The following is a 16,703-nucleotide window of genomic DNA, read 5'->3' as shown; positions in this document are numbered from 1 at the left end:
AAAACACAGAAGGCCCGCGCGATTGCTCGCAGCGGGCCTTTCTTTGTCGGCGGGCACACAGGGCCTTACCAAATTCAACGCAAAAAAAAAGCCTGCATCTCTGCAGGCTTTCTCTATCTGGCTCCACGACCTGGACTCGAACCAGGGACCCAATGATTAACAGTCATTTGCTCTACCAACTGAGCTATCGCGGAATTCGCCGTATGTTACTGATTGAAAAGGAGAAGTCAAGCTTTCAATAACATTCCGGGCGATTAATCTGGATGGCCGGTTGAAAGCTGTGACTCCTTGGCCAATTCCAACCAGGCCCGAGCGGCGGGTGGCAAGTGCGCGCTGGCTCGCCAAGCCAGGGCGATGTGCCAGTCGGTATGAGGTTCGTCCAGGGGGATCAGGGCGATGCCGGGGTGTTGGTGCTTGTGCGCGAGCATGCGCGGCAGGAAGGCCGCGCCGAGGCCGGCGGATACTAAGTCGACGATAAAGTCGATCTGGCCGCTGCGCGCTGCCACACGCGGTTGCACGCCTTTGCGCTCGCACGCGGCGAGGATTTTGGCGTTGAGGGCGAAGCCGGCTTCGAACAGGATAAATGGCGAATCTGCCAGGTCGGTGAAGTCGATTCGTTTGCGCTGGGCCAGGGGGTGGCTGATCGGCAGGACGGCCATCAGCGGTTCGTTACGCACGGGTTGGTAGTCGAAACCTTCGTCTATGGGCAGCAAGAGGGCCGCCAGGTCGACCTCACCTGCTTCCAGGCATTCACGCAGTCGTTTGCTGCCGTACTCGGTCAGTTCGATGTCGATATCGGGGTAGCGTGTGCGATAGGTGGCAAACATCGTCGCAAACAACACGCCACAGCCCACCGGCGGCAGGCCGATGCGCAATACACCGCGTTTGAGACCACGCAAGTCATTGATCTCAGCGACCAGATCGTTGTGTTCGGCCAGCAAAACCAGGGCGCGGCTGTAGGCGATTTCGCCAGCGGCGGTGAGTTGATTGCGATGGCCAAGGCGGTTGAGCAGTGGCATGCCCAGTTCGTCCTCCAGGGTTTTGATCGCCTTGCTCACACTCGACTGGGTCAGGGACACCACTTCAGCGGCTTGAGAGAAACCGCCTTGGCGAACCACTTCGACAAAGGCACGCAGTGTTCTCAGGTTCATCAGTATTCCTTTTTCGACTGACTACTAGCGATAAAAGTTGTTTTTATCATGACAGAAGTTTGCCTATCTTGGAGGCACCTTGCCTTGCCGAGATTCCGTGCATGATCATTTCGTCCGCCTCTGACTACCGCGCTGCCGCCAAGCGCAAGCTCCCGCGCTTCCTGTTCGACTACATCGACGGCGGCGCCTACGCCGAGCACACGATGCGCGCGAACAGTTCGGACCTGGCCGAGATCAGCCTGCGCCAGCGCATCCTGCGCAATGTCGACAACCTGAGCCTCAAGACCACGCTATTCGGCCAGGAACTGGACATGCCGGTGATCCTCAGCCCCGTGGGCCTGACCGGCATGTACGCGCGGCGCGGCGAAGTGCAGGCGGCGAAGGCGGCGGCCAACAAGGGTATTCCGTTCTGTTTGTCGACGGTGTCGGTGTGCCCGATCGAAGAAGTGGCCTCCCAGAGCTCGCAGTCGATCTGGTTCCAGCTCTACGTGCTCAAGGACCGCGGATTTATGCGTAATGCGCTGGAGCGCGCCCAGGCGGCCGGCGTCACCACGCTGGTGTTCACCGTCGACATGCCCACGCCGGGCGCACGCTACCGTGATGCCCACTCGGGCATGTCCGGGCCGTTTGCGGCGCAACGGCGCATGCTGCAGGCGGTCACAAAGCCGCAATGGGCCTTCGACGTGGGTTTGATGGGCCGTCCACACGACCTGGGCAATATCTCCAAATACCTCGGCAAGCCTACCCACCTGGAAGACTACATCGGCTGGCTGGCGAACAATTTCGACCCGTCCATCAGTTGGAAAGACCTGGAGTGGATCCGCGAGTTCTGGAAAGGCCCGATGATCATCAAGGGCATCCTCGACCCCCAGGACGCTAAGGACGCCGTGAGTTTTGGCGCCGATGCCATCGTGGTCTCCAACCATGGCGGCCGCCAGTTGGACGGCGTGTTGTCCACCGCCAAAGCGTTGCCACCGATTGCCGAAGCCGTGGGCGATGAGCTGACGGTGCTGGTGGACTCCGGCATCCGCTCCGGGCTCGACGTGGTGCGCATGCTGGCCCTGGGTGCCAAGGCCTGTCTGCTGGGGCGTGCCACCGCCTACGCGTTGGCCGCCGACGGGCAGCATGGCGTGGAGAACCTGCTGGACATCTTTGCCAAGGAAATGCGCGTGGCGATGACACTCACTGGCGTCACGTCAATTGACCAGATTGACCACACCACTTTGGTTCAATCAGCCAAATAACTGACGTCATGCGCCGATGGCCTTTTGCTGCGTGAAAAAATACCGTTGATTCATAAGGATTATTTTTAAAGTAAACGAAATGGCATGAATCTCGCTCTAACCACGTTCAAGCAGGCTAAGCGATGACATGACGTGCGGGGGCACCCAAGGGTTATAACGCTTTGCAAAGCGGTCTAAACTGTTCCCAATGTTTTACGGAACTGAAGGAACAGTTAGACGCTTGGCACTCGCCACTCTCATCGAGCCTGTAAGACAGCTAAGAGCTTAGAGGCCGATCGCTTATGAAAACACCTACCCAGACCAACGCAATTGACTTCGACAGTGCCAAATTGCAACGCCTGGGATTTGGCCAGCCATCGCTCCTGCCTCGCCGCCCGACGACCGTCGCGCAACTTCGCCAGCAACTGGGAATGCAATTGCAGACCAGCCTGGAGCCGGATCGCATCCTCGGGTTGTTCTTCCGTGAGATCCAGCGCTTGGTGCCCCTTGATGCCCTGCACTATCGCCATCAGGCCAGTGATCTGCGGCTGGAGTTCGGCCAGCGCGGCCACCACTCGGTGAATTACAGCCTCAGCCATGAAGGCGAACACTTGGGTGAGCTGATCTTCCGTCGCAACCAACGCCTCGCCGAAGACGAACTCGGTCAGCTTGAGTCACTGCTGGCCACCCTGCTCTACCCGATGCGCAATGCCCTGCTCTATCGCGCCGCGACCCGTAGCGCGCTGCGTGACCCCCTGACCGAGACGGGCAATCGCATTGCCATGGACCAGACTCTGCAACGGGAAATAGACATGGCGCGCCGGCACCTGCACCCATTGTCCTTGCTGATGCTGGACATCGACCACTTCAAGGTAATCAACGACACCCACGGTCACGCGGCCGGCGATACCGTACTGCGCACCGTCGCAGCGGCCATCAAGGCCCAGTTGCGTAACGTGGACATGGTGTTTCGGTTTGGCGGGGAGGAGTTTCTGATCCTGCTCTCCAACACCGGCCGGGATGCGGCGGCGATGGTGGGCGAGCGGCTGCGGCAGGCAGCACAGGCTCAGGACTACTGGGCGGATGGAAAGCGGATCGAATTGACGGTAAGCCTCGGTTGTTCGACCTTGCTGGCCGCCGAGTCGGTCGAAAGCCTGTTGCGCCGGGCCGACAACGCGTTGTACGTGGCCAAGCGCGAAGGCCGTAACCGCTTGGCAATGGCGGGGTAGAACCCCGCCATCGCGTTACATCAAGCTTCGCTGGCGACGCGCAGCGGGCGTTCACGCACGGCGGTGGCTGGCTTGTCTTTTTCCAAGCGCATGCAGCTTTCCAGGAACAGGTACATGTAGTCATAGCTCTTGCACACGGCCTGGCGCAGCTCTGCCTGCAACGCCTTGGTCGGGTTCATGCCGGCCAGGGTGCAGATGATTTCCAGGGCTTCCCAAGGGTGAGCGTCGTCGTACTGGGCGTGCATCTTCAGCCACTTCATCGCACGCTTGCGGTCTTCCTCGGGGAAAGCCGCCGCGTACACGCCGGTGGAACAGACCACGGCCGACCACTCCCCAGTCGCCCCCTCGATGGCATAGTTAGTCGCAGCCACGGCCACGATCAACGAATCGGATGAGCTGGTGTGCCAGCACCAATGACTCAGCGCATGCAGCTCCGGCGGTACACTCTGGGCCTGCAGCTCTTCGAGGCTGACTCCGTGGGCGCGGGCCCAATGCACCCAATAGTCGGCGTGGTTCAGCTCCACGCGGATATTGCGCATCAGCCAACGTCGCGCCATGTCCTCTCCTGGATGGCGCGCGAATTTGGTCTTGGTGAGGTTCTGTGCCATGTACAAGGCAAACTGTTCCACCACAGGCCAGCCACCAATGAGGTAGTGACGCATGGTCTTGGCGCTGAGCGTGTTGTCACGCATGCGTTGGTACAGTTCGTGCTCGACAACTCGGCGCTTGCTCTCACTACAGTCCTGGATCAATTGCTGAGCCCAGACGGGGTAGCTTGAGGCTTCCATAAGCGGGCCGGTTCTGTTGAAGGTGTCGATCACTGTTAAGGCTCCTTTTTAAGTGTGATTTACAGACCAGCAAATGTTTCAGCGGAATGTGCCGGGCGCCTTCAATAACAGAGGCTGCGGCCGCACAGGTCGACACTGCAAACTATCAAAGGTAAACAATTGCGGTCGTTCAATCAGGTAGCCCTGAGCGTAATCCACACCAATATCGAGTAACGCCTGTTCGATGTGCGGTGTTTCAACAAACTCGGCAATTGTGCGCTTACCCATGACGTGGCCGATGTGATTGATCACTTCGACCATTGCGCGGTTAATCGGGTCGTCCAGCATATCCTTTACGAAACTTCCATCGATCTTCAGGAAGTCTACAGGTAAATGTTTCAGATACGCGAACGAGGACATCCCGGCGCAAAAGTCATCCAGGGAGAAATGGCAACCTAAGGCCTTGAGTTCATTAATAAAGCGAATGGCACTGCCTAAATTTGCTATTGCGCTGGTTTCAGTTATTTCAAAACAAATCATTTCTGGCGGGATGCCGTAAGTGCCGAATTTCTCATGTAAAAACCCGAGAAAATCATCATCGCCAATGGTGATTCCTGACAGATTTATCGCACACATGGCCATAGGCCGGCCCGGACGCTCGTGCATGCAACGGGCGATGATCTTGAACACGTTCTCGACCACCCAACGGTCGAGGGACGTCATCAAACCGTAACGCTCGGCGGCAGGGATAAAGCTGTCGGGGAGGATGGTCCGACCCGCCTCATCATGCAGGCGAAGCAGGATTTCGATATGCCCGTTGCCAGCATCGGTATTTCCCAGCGGTGAGATTTCCTGGGCGTACAGGCAAAACCGGTTCTCCTCCAGTGCCATGTGCAGGCGCTGCACCCAGGCCATCTCGCCAAAACGCACGGACAGCTCCGAGTCGTCAGCGTGGTAAACCTGCACGCGGTTGCGGCCTTTTTCCTTGGCCATGTAGCAGGCCATATCGGCGGCGCGCAACGAAGTCTCCAAGGTGGTCGGGGTTTGCGAGATATGCACCAGGCCGATGCTCACGGAGGTCATGAACGGCCGGCCCTTCCACACAAAATGCAGGCTCTGCACCGTGTGGCGCAGGCTCTCGGCGATTTTTTCCGCCGCAGCCGCCGGGCAATTCTCCAGCAGGATGCCGAATTCGTCGCCGCCCAGGCGCGCCAGGGTGTCGCCCTCACGCAGGTCCGATTGCAGCAGTGCGCAGATATGCCGCAGCAACTCATCACCCGCCGCATGGCCGCAGGTGTCGTTGACCAGCTTGAACTGGTCGAGGTCGAGGAACATCAACGCATGCCGCCCGCCCTCAGGTTGCTGCGCCATGTGCAGGACCTGTTCCAGCCGGTATTCAAATTCGCGGCGGTTGGCCAGGCCGGTCAAGGCGTCATGCGTGGCCTGCCACGACAGGTTGGCAATGTATTGGCGCTCCTGGGTCATATCGTGCAGCACCAGCACCGCACCGCTGATTTTGCCGGCGCTTCTGATCGGTGCGCCCACCAGGGTGACGGATACCGTACTGCCGTCCAGGCGCTGGATGGTTTTTGAATGCTCGCTGCCCCCCTTAAACTGCCCCTTGACGATGTGCTCGATCAGGGTAAATCCATCGGGTTGGGCGTCGTCATCCAGCAGGTTGAACAGCGCCGCCAGGGGCAGGCCCTGAGCCTGGGCAGAGTTCCAGTGGGTCATGGCCTCGGCGGCGGGGTTCATATAGGTGATTGCACCGTCTACATCGGTGGTAATCACCCCGTCGCCAATTGACTCCAGGGTGATCTGCGCCCGCTCCTTCTCGGCCTGCAAGGCATCGGCGAAGGCATGACGCTGCGTCAGCAGCTTATGGGTACGCAACAGCGCCAGCACGATCAGGCCCAGGGCGGTTGCCAGGTTGGTGATCAGCAGCAACCGCAGAATCATGCGCGAGCCTTCGCCCAGAGCATCGCTGAAGGCCTTGGCAGCCGGCGTCACGCCTTCGTTGATGGCCGTGATATGGGCCTTCCACTGCCGCACATCGTTAGGGTTGACTTGATCGGCCCTGATTGCGCTGTGCATCTCGCGGGCCAGCTCATCCAGTTGAACCAGGTAGCCATCCCCTACTGTCCACAGTTCGATGGCTTTTTCCAGGTAGCTGAAATGTCGGAAGTTGAGGTACAGCCAGATCAGGCTGTTGACGTCATCCGGGTGGTTGCCGCCCTTGAGAATGCCCAGACGTGCGGCCTCCAAGTCTGGCGTGGGGCGGTCCAGGGCAATGCGCAGTTCGTGCCCGCCCTGAGGCACGGCGATGGCTTGCTGGTATTTGAGGTAGGTGGCTTGGTCGCGGTTGTCGGCATAGAGCGTCAGATAATAGATGGCGTCCTTCTGGCCCTTGGACCATAAGCTCTCGCCGCCCACATAGCCTCGTACCGCTGAGAGCATGTAGAGACTGACGCAGCCCAATAATGCCTGGAACAGCACGACGGCGATAAAGGGCCAGACAATGCCCAACAGCCTAGGCGTTCCTAGAGTCCGCTTTTGCTTCATGAATTCCCTTGCATATGCACTGCTGGATACGCACGCAAAACACTCATTCGGATAGCACAGCCTAGGCTAAATCAACGTACTTGTTGCAAATGCCCATACAGTTTTGCGTACAAACCACCATCGGCAATCAACTGCTGATGGTCGCCATCCTCAGCGATATGACCACCGTCAAACACTAAGACTCGATCGGCTTGTTTTACCGCCGACAGACGGTGCGCGATGATCAGTGTAGTACGCCCGCTGAGGAACCGCGCCAGCGCCTGATGCAGGTTGTATTCAGTGGCGGCATCCAGGGCGGAGGTCGCTTCGTCGAGTATCACCACTTTGGGTTCGGCCAACACCATGCGCGCAATCGCCAGGCGCTGACGCTGGCCACCGGAAAAACGCACCCCGGAACGCCCCACTACGCTGTCCAGACCCTGGGGCAACGCTTTAACCGTAGCCTCCAACTGGGCAATTTCAAGGGCCTGCCAGCAGGCCTGGTCACTGCGCTCGCGGCCCATGGTCAGGTTGGCACGCACGGTATCGTTGAACAGCGCCGGGTGCTGCAGCACCACCGCGACGTGCTCGCGGATAGTCTCGAGGCCGATCTCCTGCTGGGTTGCACCGCCAAATCGGATAGTGCCCGCCTGCGGCGTGTACAGGCCGAGCAGCAGTTGCACCAGGGTGCTTTTACCGCCACCGCTGGCGCCGACAATCGCGACTTTTTCGCCGGGAGCAATTTGCAGGTTCAGTTGATCGAGCACCAGATCATCGCCATAACCGAAATCCAGGCCGCGCACTTCGATGCCGACGGTTTCACGCCCGGTAAACGGGTCATCACCACCGGTGTATTGCGGCTCGTCGGCACGCGCCAGCAGCTCATTGATGCGCGTCAGCGCCCCACCCGCCGCGTAATAGGCGTATTGCAGATTCAATAATTGTTCAACCGGGCCGATCATGAACCACAGGTAGCTGAACACCGCGAGCATCTGGCCGATGGACAGGTCGGAAAACAGCACGGTGAGCATTGCCGCTGCGCGGAAGATGTCGATGCCGAACTGGAACAGCAACCCGCTGGCGCGGCTGGACGCGTCGGTTTTCCACTGGGAATGAATCGCGTAGTCACGCACTTCCTGGGCGCGCTGGCCCAGGCGCCCGAGGAAAAAGCCCTGGCGGTTGCCGGCGCGGACTTCCTGGATGGCGTCGAGGGTTTCAGTCAGGGCTTGGGTGAAGCGTGAGGTGCTGTCGTTTTCCAACTTCTTGAGGTGTTTGACGCGCTTGCCCAACTGTACCGTGGCGTAGATCACCAACGGGTTGAACAGCAGGATCAGCAACGCCAGTTGCCAGTGCATCCATACCAGGATCGCCGACGTGCCGATCAGCGTCAGCATCGCCACCAGAAAGCGGCTGAGGGTTTCGCCGACGAATTTATCCAGGGTATCCAGATCGGTGACCAGGTGAGTGGTGACCGTGCCGCTGCCCAGGCTTTCGTATTCGCCCAGGGAGATGCGCTTGAGCCGCTCGATCAGACGCACGCGAATGCGGTACACAATGTCCTTGGCCAACCGCGCAAACAGCCGCGCCTGTACCACGTTGAACACCAGTGCGCCGCAACGCAGGGCCAGGGTGACCACCAGCATCAGGCCGATATAACCGGCGGCCTTCTGCCAACCCAGGGGCAGTGCGTGATTCATCACCTTGAGCGCGGCATCACCATGGCCCAGCAGCACTTCGTCCACCAGCAACGGCAACAGCAAGGGGATGGGCACACTGCACAAGGTCGCCAGCACGGCAACGCCATTGGCGATCCACAGGGATTTCTTGTGACGCAAGGCCAGGCGGCGAATTTCCGCCCAGGTCAGACGGTCAATGCGTTTAGGCTCATCCTGCACAGGTTGCTCGCTCCAGCCATCGGGCGAGCAATGGCGACAGTTCCGTCAGCGGCTGATAGCCGTTGGTGAGCAATGCCAGTTGACCATTGCGCTCGGCCAACAACGTCGGGAAACCGGCGATACCCAGGTCCTGCACCCATGTAAAGTCCGCCGCCGTGGCCGCGTGCTGCTCGGCGCGGTCAAACGCACCGGCAAACTCGATACGCGGGATGCCCGACTGCTCGGCCAGTTCCACCAGCACGCTGGCGAGGGTCACGTCGCGGCCCTCCACATAAAACGCACGTTGGATCAGGCCCAGCAGTTTCCAGGCACAATCCGGCGCCAGGCTACGGGCGGTGATGATGGCGCGGCAGGCCGGCTCGGTGTCATACACAAAACCATCGGGCAGCGCGCCTTCGCGCTTGAACGGCTGGCCCGTGGCGTCAGTGACGGCCTGCCAGTGTTCGAGGATGTAGCGTCGGGTCGTCGGCTCCAGCGCCGCGCCACTGCCGGTGCGCAAGCCGCCCACCACCAGGTGCACGTCCACACCGGCCGCTTGGGCCTGCTCAACCAGCGCCTGCGCCACCGGGGCAAAGCCCCAGCACCAGGAACACATCGGATCCATTACATAGAGCAGGCGCGCGGACATAGGTCAGGCCTCGGAAGGGGTTTGCTTGTAGTTGAAGCCAATCGGGTGCGGCATATTGCGGGCCTTGGCCAGTTCAATCTGCTTTTGCCGGTCGATCGCGCTGCGGCGGGTTTTCTCCGGCAGCTTATCCCAGCAATGAGGGCAGCTGATGCCGGCCACGTAGTGCTCGGAGGCGCGGTCTTCGACGCTCACAGGTGTGCGGCAGGCATGACATTGATCGTAGTCGCCTTCGCTCAAGTCGTGGCGAACGGTCACGCGATTATCGAAAACAAAGCAGTCGCCCTGCCACTTGGTTTCTGCCTGAGGCACCTCTTCGAGGTACTTCAGGATGCCGCCCTTGAGGTGGTAAACCTCGCCATAACCTTCGCTGAGCATGTAGCTCGACGCTTTCTCGCACCGAATGCCGCCGGTGCAGAACATGGCGACTTTCTTGTGCTTGGCCGGGTCGAAGTTGGCTTTGATATAGTCGGGAAATTCGCGAAAGCTGGTGGTTTTCGGGTCGATTGCGCCTTCAAAGGTGCCAATGGACACTTCGTAATCGTTACGAGTGTCGATCAGCAGCACTTCCGGGTCGCTGATCAGGGCATTCCAGTCTTTCGGGTCGACGTAGGTGCCGACCTTCTTGTTCGGGTCGACGCCTTCTACGCCCAGGGTCACGATCTCTTTCTTGAGCTTGACCTTGGTGCGGTAGAACGGCTGGTCCTCGCAGTACGACTCTTTGTGATCGATGTCGTCCATGCGTGGGTCGTTCTTCAGCCAAGCCATCAGGCCATCAATGCCTTCGCGGCTACCGGAAACGGTGCCGTTGATGCCTTCTTCGGCGATCAGCAAGGTGCCTTTGATGCCGTTGTCGACCATCGCCTGCAGCAAGGGCTCGCGCAGAGCGACGTAATCTTCGAGGGTGACGAACTTATACAGTGCCGCCACGACAATCGGTTGAGTCATGGGTGTTCTCTCCAGGTGGCTACCCTCGTAAAGGGTGAACCGGATGCAAAAAAAACGCGCCGGCTAAGCGGCGCGTTGCGGATTCTATCAGGGATAACCCGTCAATGTCCGCCGGCGCAGGTCGGCGAGGCCGGGGCTGCGTCGATTGTCGCCCATTCTTCAGGCGTGTAGGTATGCAGCGCCAGCGCATGAAACTCGCTCATCAGGTCACCCAGGGTGGCGTAGACCTTCTGGTGGCGCTTGACGCGATTGAGCCCTTCGAACTGCTGACTGACCAGCACGGCCTTGAAGTGGGTCTGCAACCCACGGCTGTGCATATGGCTTTCATCCAGCACGCTCAAGTGTTGCGGGTCCAGGGCGGCGAGCGCCGTTTCGATACGCTGTTGCATGATCATTCCTGCTTACTTCTTCTTGGCCGGAGCGGCTTTAGGCGTCAGCTCGTTGGTCATGTCTTCCAACAGCTTGTTGACCACCGGAACGGCGCTTTCCAGCTTGGCCTGAGTCATCTGGGCCGATTGCTGGGTCAGTTGCGGCATTTTTTCCAGGACTTTCTTGCCCAGTGGCGACTGGTAGAACGCTACCAGGTCCTTGAGCTCGGATTCGCTGAAATTGGTGGTGTAGAGCTTGACCATGTCCGGCTTCAGCTTCGGCCAGCCGATAGCTTGGTCCAGGGCGGCGTTGGCCTTGGCCTGGTAGCTGTCCAGTACGGACTGCTTGGCGGCAGGCGCCTTAGTCTGCTCGAAACGCTGGGCGAACATTTGCTGCACTTGCATGTACACCGGGGTACCCAGCTTGTCGGCATGGGCCAGGGTAAGGAAGGCTTCGGCACTGGCGTTGTGGCTGGCGGTATCGGCAAAAACCTGGCCGCTGGCGCAAACCAGAGCAACCGCGGTACAGATGGCACGAAGACGAGTCATCGAGTTTCCTTTCTAGCTGGCGAGGTAAGACCCCAAGGGCGCCCATTCTGCGCCTAAAAAACCTCGCGGCTCAACCCCAGGCCTTGCCGGGCGCGGATTGCCCGATGAAAAGTCTTTTAGGGAACCCACTAGGTCAATCACGGCCTAAACTGCGCAAACGAACCTAAGGAGTGTGCCCGATGAGCCGTATCGAAACCGACAGCCTGGGAGAAGTGCATGTCCCGGATGACGCTTACTGGGGCGCCCAGACCCAACGCTCGCTGGTGAATTTCGCCATCGGCGACCAGCGCATGCCCTTGCCGGTATTGCACGCCCTGACCCTGATCAAAAAGGCAGCCGCCCGGGTCAACGACCGCAACGGCGACCTGCCCGCCGACATCGCCCGCCTGATCGAACAGGCCGCCGATGAAGTCCTCGCCGGCAACCATGACGACCAATTCCCATTAGTGGTGTGGCAGACCGGCAGCGGCACCCAGAGCAACATGAACGCCAATGAGGTGATCGCCGGCCGTGCCAACGAACTGGCAGGCAATCAACGCGGCGGCAAGAGCCCGGTACACCCGAACGACCATGTGAACCGCTCCCAGAGCTCCAATGATTGCTTCCCGACGGCCATGAGCATTGCGGCGGTGCAGGCCGTCCATCAACGTTTGTTACCGGCGATCGCTACGCTTTCCGGCGGTCTGGCCGAGCAGGCCGCGCGGCATATGAAGCTGGTCAAGACCGGCCGCACGCACATGATGGACGCCACGCCGATCACGTTCGGCCAGGAACTCTCGGCGTTTATCGCCCAACTCGACTACGCCGAACGCGCCATCCGCAGTGCCCTGCCCCAAGTGTGTGAACTGGCCCAGGGCGGCACGGCCGTGGGCACCGGGCTCAATTCGCCCCATGGTTTTGGCGAGGCCATTGCAGCCGAGTTGGCAGCGCTCTCGGGGCTGCCGTTCGTCACCGCACCGAACAAATTCGCCGCCCTCTCCGGCCATGAGCCGCTAGTGACGTTGCACGGCGCCCTGAAAACCCTGGCCGTCGCCCTGATGAAAATCGCAAACGACCTGCGCCTGCTCGGTTCCGGACCGCGCGCGGGGCTTGCGGAAGTGAAGCTGCCGGCCAACGAGCCGGGCAGTTCGATCATGCCGGGCAAGGTCAACCCGACGCAGTGCGAAGCGCTGTCGATGCTCGCCTGCCAGGTACTGGGCAACGACGTGACCATCGGCATGGCCGCGAGCCAGGGACACTTGCAGTTGAACGTGTACAAGCCGGTGATCATCCACAACCTGCTGGAGTCGATCCGCCTGCTCGCCGATGGCTGCAATAACTTTCAGGAGCATTGCATTGCCGGCCTGGAGCCCGACGCCGAGAAAATGGCCGAACACCTGGAGCGTGGACTGATGCTGGTGACGGCGCTCAACCCGCATATCGGCTACGACAAATCAGCAGAGATCGCCAAGAAAGCCTACGCCGAGGGGCTGACGCTACGGGAAGCCGCGCTGGAGTTGGGCTACCTCACTGACGAAGAGTTCGACCAGTGGGTACGCCCGGAAAATATGCTCGAAGCCGGGCATTAAGACGCCAAACGCAGCCGCCGGGCCTTGAGCCCGGCGAGCAACGACGGCGCCAGCGCGACAGTCGCCGACCCCAGCACCACCACCAGCGCCCCGGCATAGCCCAGGGCGTTGATCTCTTCGGCCTGCACGTAGTCCGGCCATAGCCAGGCCGCCAAGGCGACCGCCACAAAGGTCACCAGCGGCGTGAGCGCCAGGGTCGCACTCACCCGCGAGGCTTCCCAATGGGCCAGGGCTTCGGCAAACGCGCCGTAGGCCACCAGCGTATTCATGCAGCACGCCAACAGCAGCCAGCCTTGCAGCGGGCTCAGTTGCAGCGCTTCCAACGGATGGGCCCAGGGCGTGAGCAACAAAGCGCAGGTGAGGTAGATCACCATCATGACTTGCAGCGAATTCCACACGGTCAACAATTGCTTCTGACCCAGGGCATAGAACACCCAGATCGAGGTGGCGAGCAGGATCGTCAGCACCCCGGCGGTGTAAGTGCCGAGGGACGTCAGCAATTCCTCCAGGCGCTGGTTGAAGAACAGGCCGAAGCCTGCGATCAAGACGACCAATCCCACCACTTGCCCGCGGCTGAAACGCTCCTTGAACACAAACACGCTGGCGATCATCAAAAAGATCGGCCCCATCTGCACGACCAACTGTGCGGTGCCGGGGCTGAGCGATTTCAGGCCCACCAGGTACAACACGTAGTTGCCCACCAGGCCGCATACCGCCATCGCCACCAGCCAACCGCCCTTGGGGCCGAGCACTTTGCGGCTGGGCAAACGCTTGGTGGCCGCAAGGTAGACGAACAGACAACCGCCGGCCACGGTCAGGCGAAACCAGGTGACGGTGATCGGGTCCATCACCTGCAGCACTTGCTTGAGTTTGATCGGCAGAATGCCCCAGAGGAACGCGGTCAGCAGGGTCAAGCCAAAGCCATAGACCCAGCGGCCGGAAGAGATGTGCATGAGTGCCCCAAAAAACCAGAGGTGGAGGAGCTGGCATTCTAGGGCGATGCGGTGTGTTTTGGGTATCGATCATTCATCTGCCGCAGACCAAGTCATGGCACCCCCATCACCAGTACACCGCTGCCGCTGATAGCCCCCGGAGTCGGCAGTGAGCCGGTTCGCCGCACCAGCGAAAACGTCACATCGTCTCCGCCCACACTGTTGGTGATTCGGGTGAGGAATGAACCGTTAACGGCTACCGCAGCCCCGCCGCGCACGAGCGCCGTGCCCACGTCGGCATTGCTCATGAGCAACAGCCGCGAGTCGAACGAGGAGCGCGTGCCTTTATAAGTAATGGTGATCGGTGTGTTGATTCCTCCGTCCGGGCAGGAGTAAGTGAGTCTGCGGTTACTGACCACGGACGTTGACAGCGGATCGGTGCCGATTGCCCGTTGGTGGACGTCGCCGAAGTTGATTTCGATCGGGTTGTTATTGTTGATCGTGCAGGTTGAGGGCGAGATGGTGAAATTGTTGGCGGCGTAATAAGTGACCGTCAGACTCGCCGAGGATGTGTCGTAATTGTTTGTCTGCTGCAGACGCAGCACGCCGAGGGCGTCCCCTACGCGAATGTCGATGGGGTTGCTGGGATTGTTACGCAGCATGATGTAAGGGGTCACATTGATGGGATAACCGATGAGGTTATTGGGCATCGTGGCGATATAAATGCCGTTGGGAACGGGATTGTTGTAAAACGCTCCATTTATACGAAGGCCGGTGATTTGGGCGGCAAACTTTGGGCCTGGAGTCCAGGCCGAACCGACACTGGTCGAGGTTCGCCAGTAGTCCTCTCTCGAGGGAGGAAAGCCCGGGAAGGGTTTAAACCTGCACTCCAGATTCGCGCCCTCAAGCATGATACGTGTCTTATCAGCATCCGCCTGAACCCTGACGGGAACCTGCAGGTTAGGGTTTCCGCCTATCCACGCCCCACCGTCTACCCGGCACTCAGCAGCGCGCAAGTTTGTAGTCACGCCAATCAAGACGAGAAGCACCGTGGTTCCAAATAATCGTTTCATTTCTAATCTCTCTTTGCCTGTCTCCCCGCGTGACCCAACGCGCTTTCACCGTGTGCGTCAAAGCCGCCCGAGAGAGCGTTGAGGTTCGCCTGAGGCTTTTTATGTGCACTGCCACCACCTTCAATGTCGGCAGTGACGAAAAGGTGATGTCCACTGACGTAATGAGGGGCACTGGCAAGCTGTCGTGAAAAATCCGAATACCCATCGCACGTCACGCCGTGCCTTGCAGCCCCCCGGAGGCGCTGGAGGTTAGCCAAGGCCACTTTCAGCTGTGAACGATTACGGATAGTCCAATGTAAAAGTGGAGGTCACCGTGTACGCGCCGTGCCCGATGGTTTGATCCCTGATCGCATTCGGCTCGCCCTGTACGTAGGCCTTGAGCTCAATGACATTGCTGCCATCGCTCAGCAGTTGCCTGTCGCTGACGGCATTCAAGGGCAAGGGCTTGTCACTCAGCGTTTCCATGCCCACCCCGATCCCCGAGGCACCACTGCCGCCATCAAGCGCGAGCAAACCAGGCAGCGCGGTGTTTTCCGTGCCGCCGAACATGATGGTCACCGAGTCGCCGATCGTGGTGTCACAATCCTCCAGGTGCAGCCTGAAACGTTTGCCCACGGATCGCGTGTTGAGATAGAGGTATTTGCTGGTCAGGTCCCACAATTCCAGAGTTACGGCCTCGTCACCGGGGCGCAGTGTGCAGGCCTCTTCAACCAGGTTGCCCTTGAAGCTCAGGTTGTCCGCCGCATACCCCAAGGGGGTCAGGCCGAAGACGAGCAGCACTGCCAACGCACCCTTATGCACAATTTCATATCGCATCGACTCAGCTCCTACTGGTATTCGGCCAACAACGTGGCCACCGCCGTAAACCGGGCCGGCGTCAGGACTGCCCCGGGCTGTTGCACCGGAACGACCTCCAATGTCGGCGGTGACGACAGGGTGATGTCCATTGGCGTATTGAGGGGCAATGGCAGGCTGTTCTGAAAAACCCGAATACCCAGCGCCGGAACGCTGGTCTGCACGGCAGAGCCATCAAACGCGGTGGGGGTGCCGTTGACACTCAACTTCAACGCCCACGGCAACGTGTCGGTGCCGCAATTAATCGCATAACCGATACCTTTTCGGTATTTCACACCATCAATGCGCTTGACCCCGACGTCGCCAAAGTCGACTTCAATGGTCTTGCCACCTTCAATCGTGCAGGGTGGCGGCTCGTTCAACGTACCGCTGAACGTCAGGTTGGCCGATGCAACATTGCACAGGCCGATGGAGCACAGCGCGAGCAATGCTCGCTGTGGCCAAACCTTCATTGGTCGTTCCTCATATAGGTCGCCGTCATTGGTAATCGACCACAAGGGTCGCAGCGGCATCGAACGCCCCGCCGCTCAGTTGGCTGCCCGCGCGTTTGACGGGCACCGCCTGCACCACCGGGAAATTGGGATAGGTAAAGTTCACCCGGGTGTTGAGCGGCCAGTCAGCGCCGTTCACGAACAGCTTGACCCCAAGGTCCGCCTTGCGCGTAGAGAGCACGCGGCTGTCAAACGAGGCGCCTGTGCCGTTGAGCGCCAGGGTCAACGCATTGCTGTGGGGAGCGCTGCAGGTGACGGTGTACGGCACATCGCGACGATAATTCACCCCGTCCACCCGTGACGTCTGCAAGTCATTGCCAAACGGCACGTCCAGCGTATTGCCACTGTTAATGACACACGGCGGAGGGGCAATGATGACCGCGCGAATCGTCAAATTGGTCTGTGCCTGCACACTCTGGCTGACGGCCCCTATCAGGCAAACAGCGATCAGAATGGCCCGTGGGCTGATTGGTCTATCCATCGCTCTG

General features: G+C 59.9%; 16 protein-coding genes and 1 tRNA gene. 3 read left to right on the top strand and 14 right to left on the bottom strand.

The genetic code is table 11. From position 1 onward, the window contains the following. Window positions 1–118 precede the first annotated feature (118 nt). Together ACEN2T_RS04705 and ACEN2T_RS04700 are read right to left on the bottom strand one after the other, a co-directional pair. Window positions 119–194, bottom strand: a tRNA-Asn gene (locus ACEN2T_RS04705). A gap of 60 nt (window positions 195–254) precedes the next feature. Next, window positions 255–1,151, bottom strand: a complete 897-nt coding sequence (locus tag ACEN2T_RS04700; RefSeq protein WP_442116371.1) for a LysR family transcriptional regulator — start codon at window positions 1,149–1,151, stop codon at window positions 255–257. Between the two features lie 101 nt (window positions 1,152–1,252). Between ACEN2T_RS04700 and lldD the strand changes: the two genes are divergently transcribed. Together lldD and ACEN2T_RS04690 are read left to right on the top strand one after the other, a co-directional pair. Then, a complete protein-coding gene (gene lldD / locus ACEN2T_RS04695; RefSeq protein WP_032885933.1) occupies window positions 1,253–2,395 on the top strand; it encodes an FMN-dependent L-lactate dehydrogenase LldD in 1,143 nt (380 codons plus the stop codon). A 281-nt stretch (window positions 2,396–2,676) separates the two neighbouring features. Then, entirely contained in the window at window positions 2,677–3,603 is a 927-nt protein-coding gene (locus tag ACEN2T_RS04690) for a GGDEF domain-containing protein (protein WP_032885934.1), read from the top strand. Window positions 3,604–3,623: 20 nt separating this feature from the next. On the opposite strand, the gene ACEN2T_RS04685 is transcribed toward ACEN2T_RS04690, so the two are convergent. From ACEN2T_RS04685 to ACEN2T_RS04655, 7 genes are all read right to left on the bottom strand, one after another. Further along, window positions 3,624–4,391 (bottom strand): TenA family transcriptional regulator, encoded by a 768-nt coding sequence (locus ACEN2T_RS04685; RefSeq protein WP_442116411.1) that lies wholly within the window; start codon window positions 4,389–4,391, stop codon window positions 3,624–3,626. Between the two features lie 78 nt (window positions 4,392–4,469). Further along, entirely contained in the window at window positions 4,470–6,932 is a 2,463-nt protein-coding gene (locus tag ACEN2T_RS04680; RefSeq protein WP_122754106.1) for an EAL domain-containing protein, read from the bottom strand. A 71-nt stretch (window positions 6,933–7,003) separates the two neighbouring features. After that, window positions 7,004–8,806 (bottom strand): ABC transporter ATP-binding protein, encoded by a 1,803-nt coding sequence (locus ACEN2T_RS04675; RefSeq protein ID WP_286818896.1) that lies wholly within the window; start codon window positions 8,804–8,806, stop codon window positions 7,004–7,006. Beyond that, complete coding sequence (locus ACEN2T_RS04670; protein ID WP_442116370.1) at window positions 8,796–9,434, bottom strand: DsbA family protein; 639 nt, start codon at window positions 9,432–9,434, stop codon at window positions 8,796–8,798. Before ACEN2T_RS04670 ends, ACEN2T_RS04675 begins: the two co-directional genes overlap by 11 nt. Window positions 9,435–9,437: 3 nt before the next feature. Next, complete coding sequence (trhO, locus tag ACEN2T_RS04665) at window positions 9,438–10,379, bottom strand: oxygen-dependent tRNA uridine(34) hydroxylase TrhO (protein ID WP_032885941.1); 942 nt, start codon at window positions 10,377–10,379, stop codon at window positions 9,438–9,440. A 101-nt stretch (window positions 10,380–10,480) separates the two neighbouring features. Next, window positions 10,481–10,774 (bottom strand): BolA family protein, encoded by a 294-nt coding sequence (locus ACEN2T_RS04660; RefSeq protein ID WP_032885943.1) that lies wholly within the window; start codon window positions 10,772–10,774, stop codon window positions 10,481–10,483. A 6-nt stretch (window positions 10,775–10,780) separates the two neighbouring features. Continuing rightward, window positions 10,781–11,296 carry a DUF2059 domain-containing protein gene (locus ACEN2T_RS04655; protein ID WP_032885944.1) on the bottom strand — a complete coding sequence of 172 codons (516 nt, stop codon included), beginning with the start codon at window positions 11,294–11,296 and terminating at the stop codon, window positions 10,781–10,783. Between the two features lie 179 nt (window positions 11,297–11,475). Between ACEN2T_RS04655 and ACEN2T_RS04650 the strand changes: the two genes are divergently transcribed. Then, the gene (locus ACEN2T_RS04650) at window positions 11,476–12,864 is read left to right on the top strand and encodes a class II fumarate hydratase (RefSeq protein ID WP_095185483.1); all 1,389 of its coding nucleotides are present in this window, start codon (window positions 11,476–11,478) and stop codon (window positions 12,862–12,864) included. Here ACEN2T_RS04650 and ACEN2T_RS04645 read toward each other — a convergent pair. The 5 genes from ACEN2T_RS04645 to ACEN2T_RS04625 all read right to left on the bottom strand — a co-directional run bounded on the left by ACEN2T_RS04645 (window position 12,861) and on the right by ACEN2T_RS04625 (window position 16,696). After that, window positions 12,861–13,817: a DMT family transporter gene (locus tag ACEN2T_RS04645; RefSeq protein WP_032885947.1), complete on the bottom strand. Its 957-nt coding sequence runs from the start codon at window positions 13,815–13,817 to the stop codon at window positions 12,861–12,863. The two genes, ACEN2T_RS04650 and ACEN2T_RS04645, sit on opposite strands and share 4 nt — an antisense overlap. A 92-nt stretch (window positions 13,818–13,909) precedes the next feature. Next, window positions 13,910–14,869: a fimbrial protein gene (locus ACEN2T_RS04640; RefSeq protein WP_032885948.1), complete on the bottom strand. Its 960-nt coding sequence runs from the start codon at window positions 14,867–14,869 to the stop codon at window positions 13,910–13,912. A gap of 279 nt (window positions 14,870–15,148) precedes the next feature. Beyond that, complete coding sequence (locus ACEN2T_RS04635) at window positions 15,149–15,685, bottom strand: fimbrial protein (protein ID WP_122680447.1); 537 nt, start codon at window positions 15,683–15,685, stop codon at window positions 15,149–15,151. 11 nt (window positions 15,686–15,696) lie between these two features. After that, complete coding sequence (locus ACEN2T_RS04630; protein WP_032885951.1) at window positions 15,697–16,176, bottom strand: fimbrial protein; 480 nt, start codon at window positions 16,174–16,176, stop codon at window positions 15,697–15,699. 25 nt (window positions 16,177–16,201) lie between these two features. Then, the gene (locus ACEN2T_RS04625) at window positions 16,202–16,696 is read right to left on the bottom strand and encodes a fimbrial protein (protein WP_233896878.1); all 495 of its coding nucleotides are present in this window, start codon (window positions 16,694–16,696) and stop codon (window positions 16,202–16,204) included. Window positions 16,697–16,703: the final 7 nt, after the last annotated feature.

The organism is Pseudomonas sp. W22_MBD1_FP4 (genome assembly GCF_052113765.1).
Classification (GTDB): domain Bacteria; phylum Pseudomonadota; class Gammaproteobacteria; order Pseudomonadales; family Pseudomonadaceae; genus Aquipseudomonas; species Aquipseudomonas sivasensis.
The sequence above is the reverse complement of the archived record's forward strand: the minus strand, read 5'-3'. Positions and strand labels throughout refer to the sequence as shown.

Bases quoted from the DNA above. Each gene is read 5' to 3' on its own strand.
- ACEN2T_RS04635 (WP_122680447.1), bottom strand. From the start codon at position 15,685: ATGCGATATGAAATTGTGCATAAGGGTGCGTTGGCAGTGCTGCTCGTC.
- ACEN2T_RS04625 (WP_233896878.1), bottom strand. From the start codon at position 16,696: ATGGATAGACCAATCAGCCCACGGGCCATTCTGATCGCTGTTTGCCTG.
- ACEN2T_RS04655 (WP_032885944.1), bottom strand. From the start codon at position 11,296: ATGACTCGTCTTCGTGCCATCTGTACCGCGGTTGCTCTGGTTTGCGCC.
- ACEN2T_RS04640 (WP_032885948.1), bottom strand. From the start codon at position 14,869: ATGAAACGATTATTTGGAACCACGGTGCTTCTCGTCTTGATTGGCGTG.
- lldD (WP_032885933.1), top strand. From the start codon at position 1,253: ATGATCATTTCGTCCGCCTCTGACTACCGCGCTGCCGCCAAGCGCAAG.
- ACEN2T_RS04645 (WP_032885947.1), bottom strand. From the start codon at position 13,817: ATGCACATCTCTTCCGGCCGCTGGGTCTATGGCTTTGGCTTGACCCTG.
- ACEN2T_RS04650 (WP_095185483.1), top strand. From the start codon at position 11,476: ATGAGCCGTATCGAAACCGACAGCCTGGGAGAAGTGCATGTCCCGGAT.
- ACEN2T_RS04660 (WP_032885943.1), bottom strand. From the start codon at position 10,774: ATGATCATGCAACAGCGTATCGAAACGGCGCTCGCCGCCCTGGACCCG.
- ACEN2T_RS04680 (WP_122754106.1), bottom strand. From the start codon at position 6,932: ATGAAGCAAAAGCGGACTCTAGGAACGCCTAGGCTGTTGGGCATTGTC.
- ACEN2T_RS04700 (WP_442116371.1), bottom strand. From the start codon at position 1,151: ATGAACCTGAGAACACTGCGTGCCTTTGTCGAAGTGGTTCGCCAAGGC.
- trhO (WP_032885941.1), bottom strand. From the start codon at position 10,379: ATGACTCAACCGATTGTCGTGGCGGCACTGTATAAGTTCGTCACCCTC.
- ACEN2T_RS04685 (WP_442116411.1), bottom strand. From the start codon at position 4,391: ATGGAAGCCTCAAGCTACCCCGTCTGGGCTCAGCAATTGATCCAGGAC.
- ACEN2T_RS04630 (WP_032885951.1), bottom strand. From the start codon at position 16,176: ATGAAGGTTTGGCCACAGCGAGCATTGCTCGCGCTGTGCTCCATCGGC.
- ACEN2T_RS04690 (WP_032885934.1), top strand. From the start codon at position 2,677: ATGAAAACACCTACCCAGACCAACGCAATTGACTTCGACAGTGCCAAA.
- ACEN2T_RS04670 (WP_442116370.1), bottom strand. From the start codon at position 9,434: ATGTCCGCGCGCCTGCTCTATGTAATGGATCCGATGTGTTCCTGGTGC.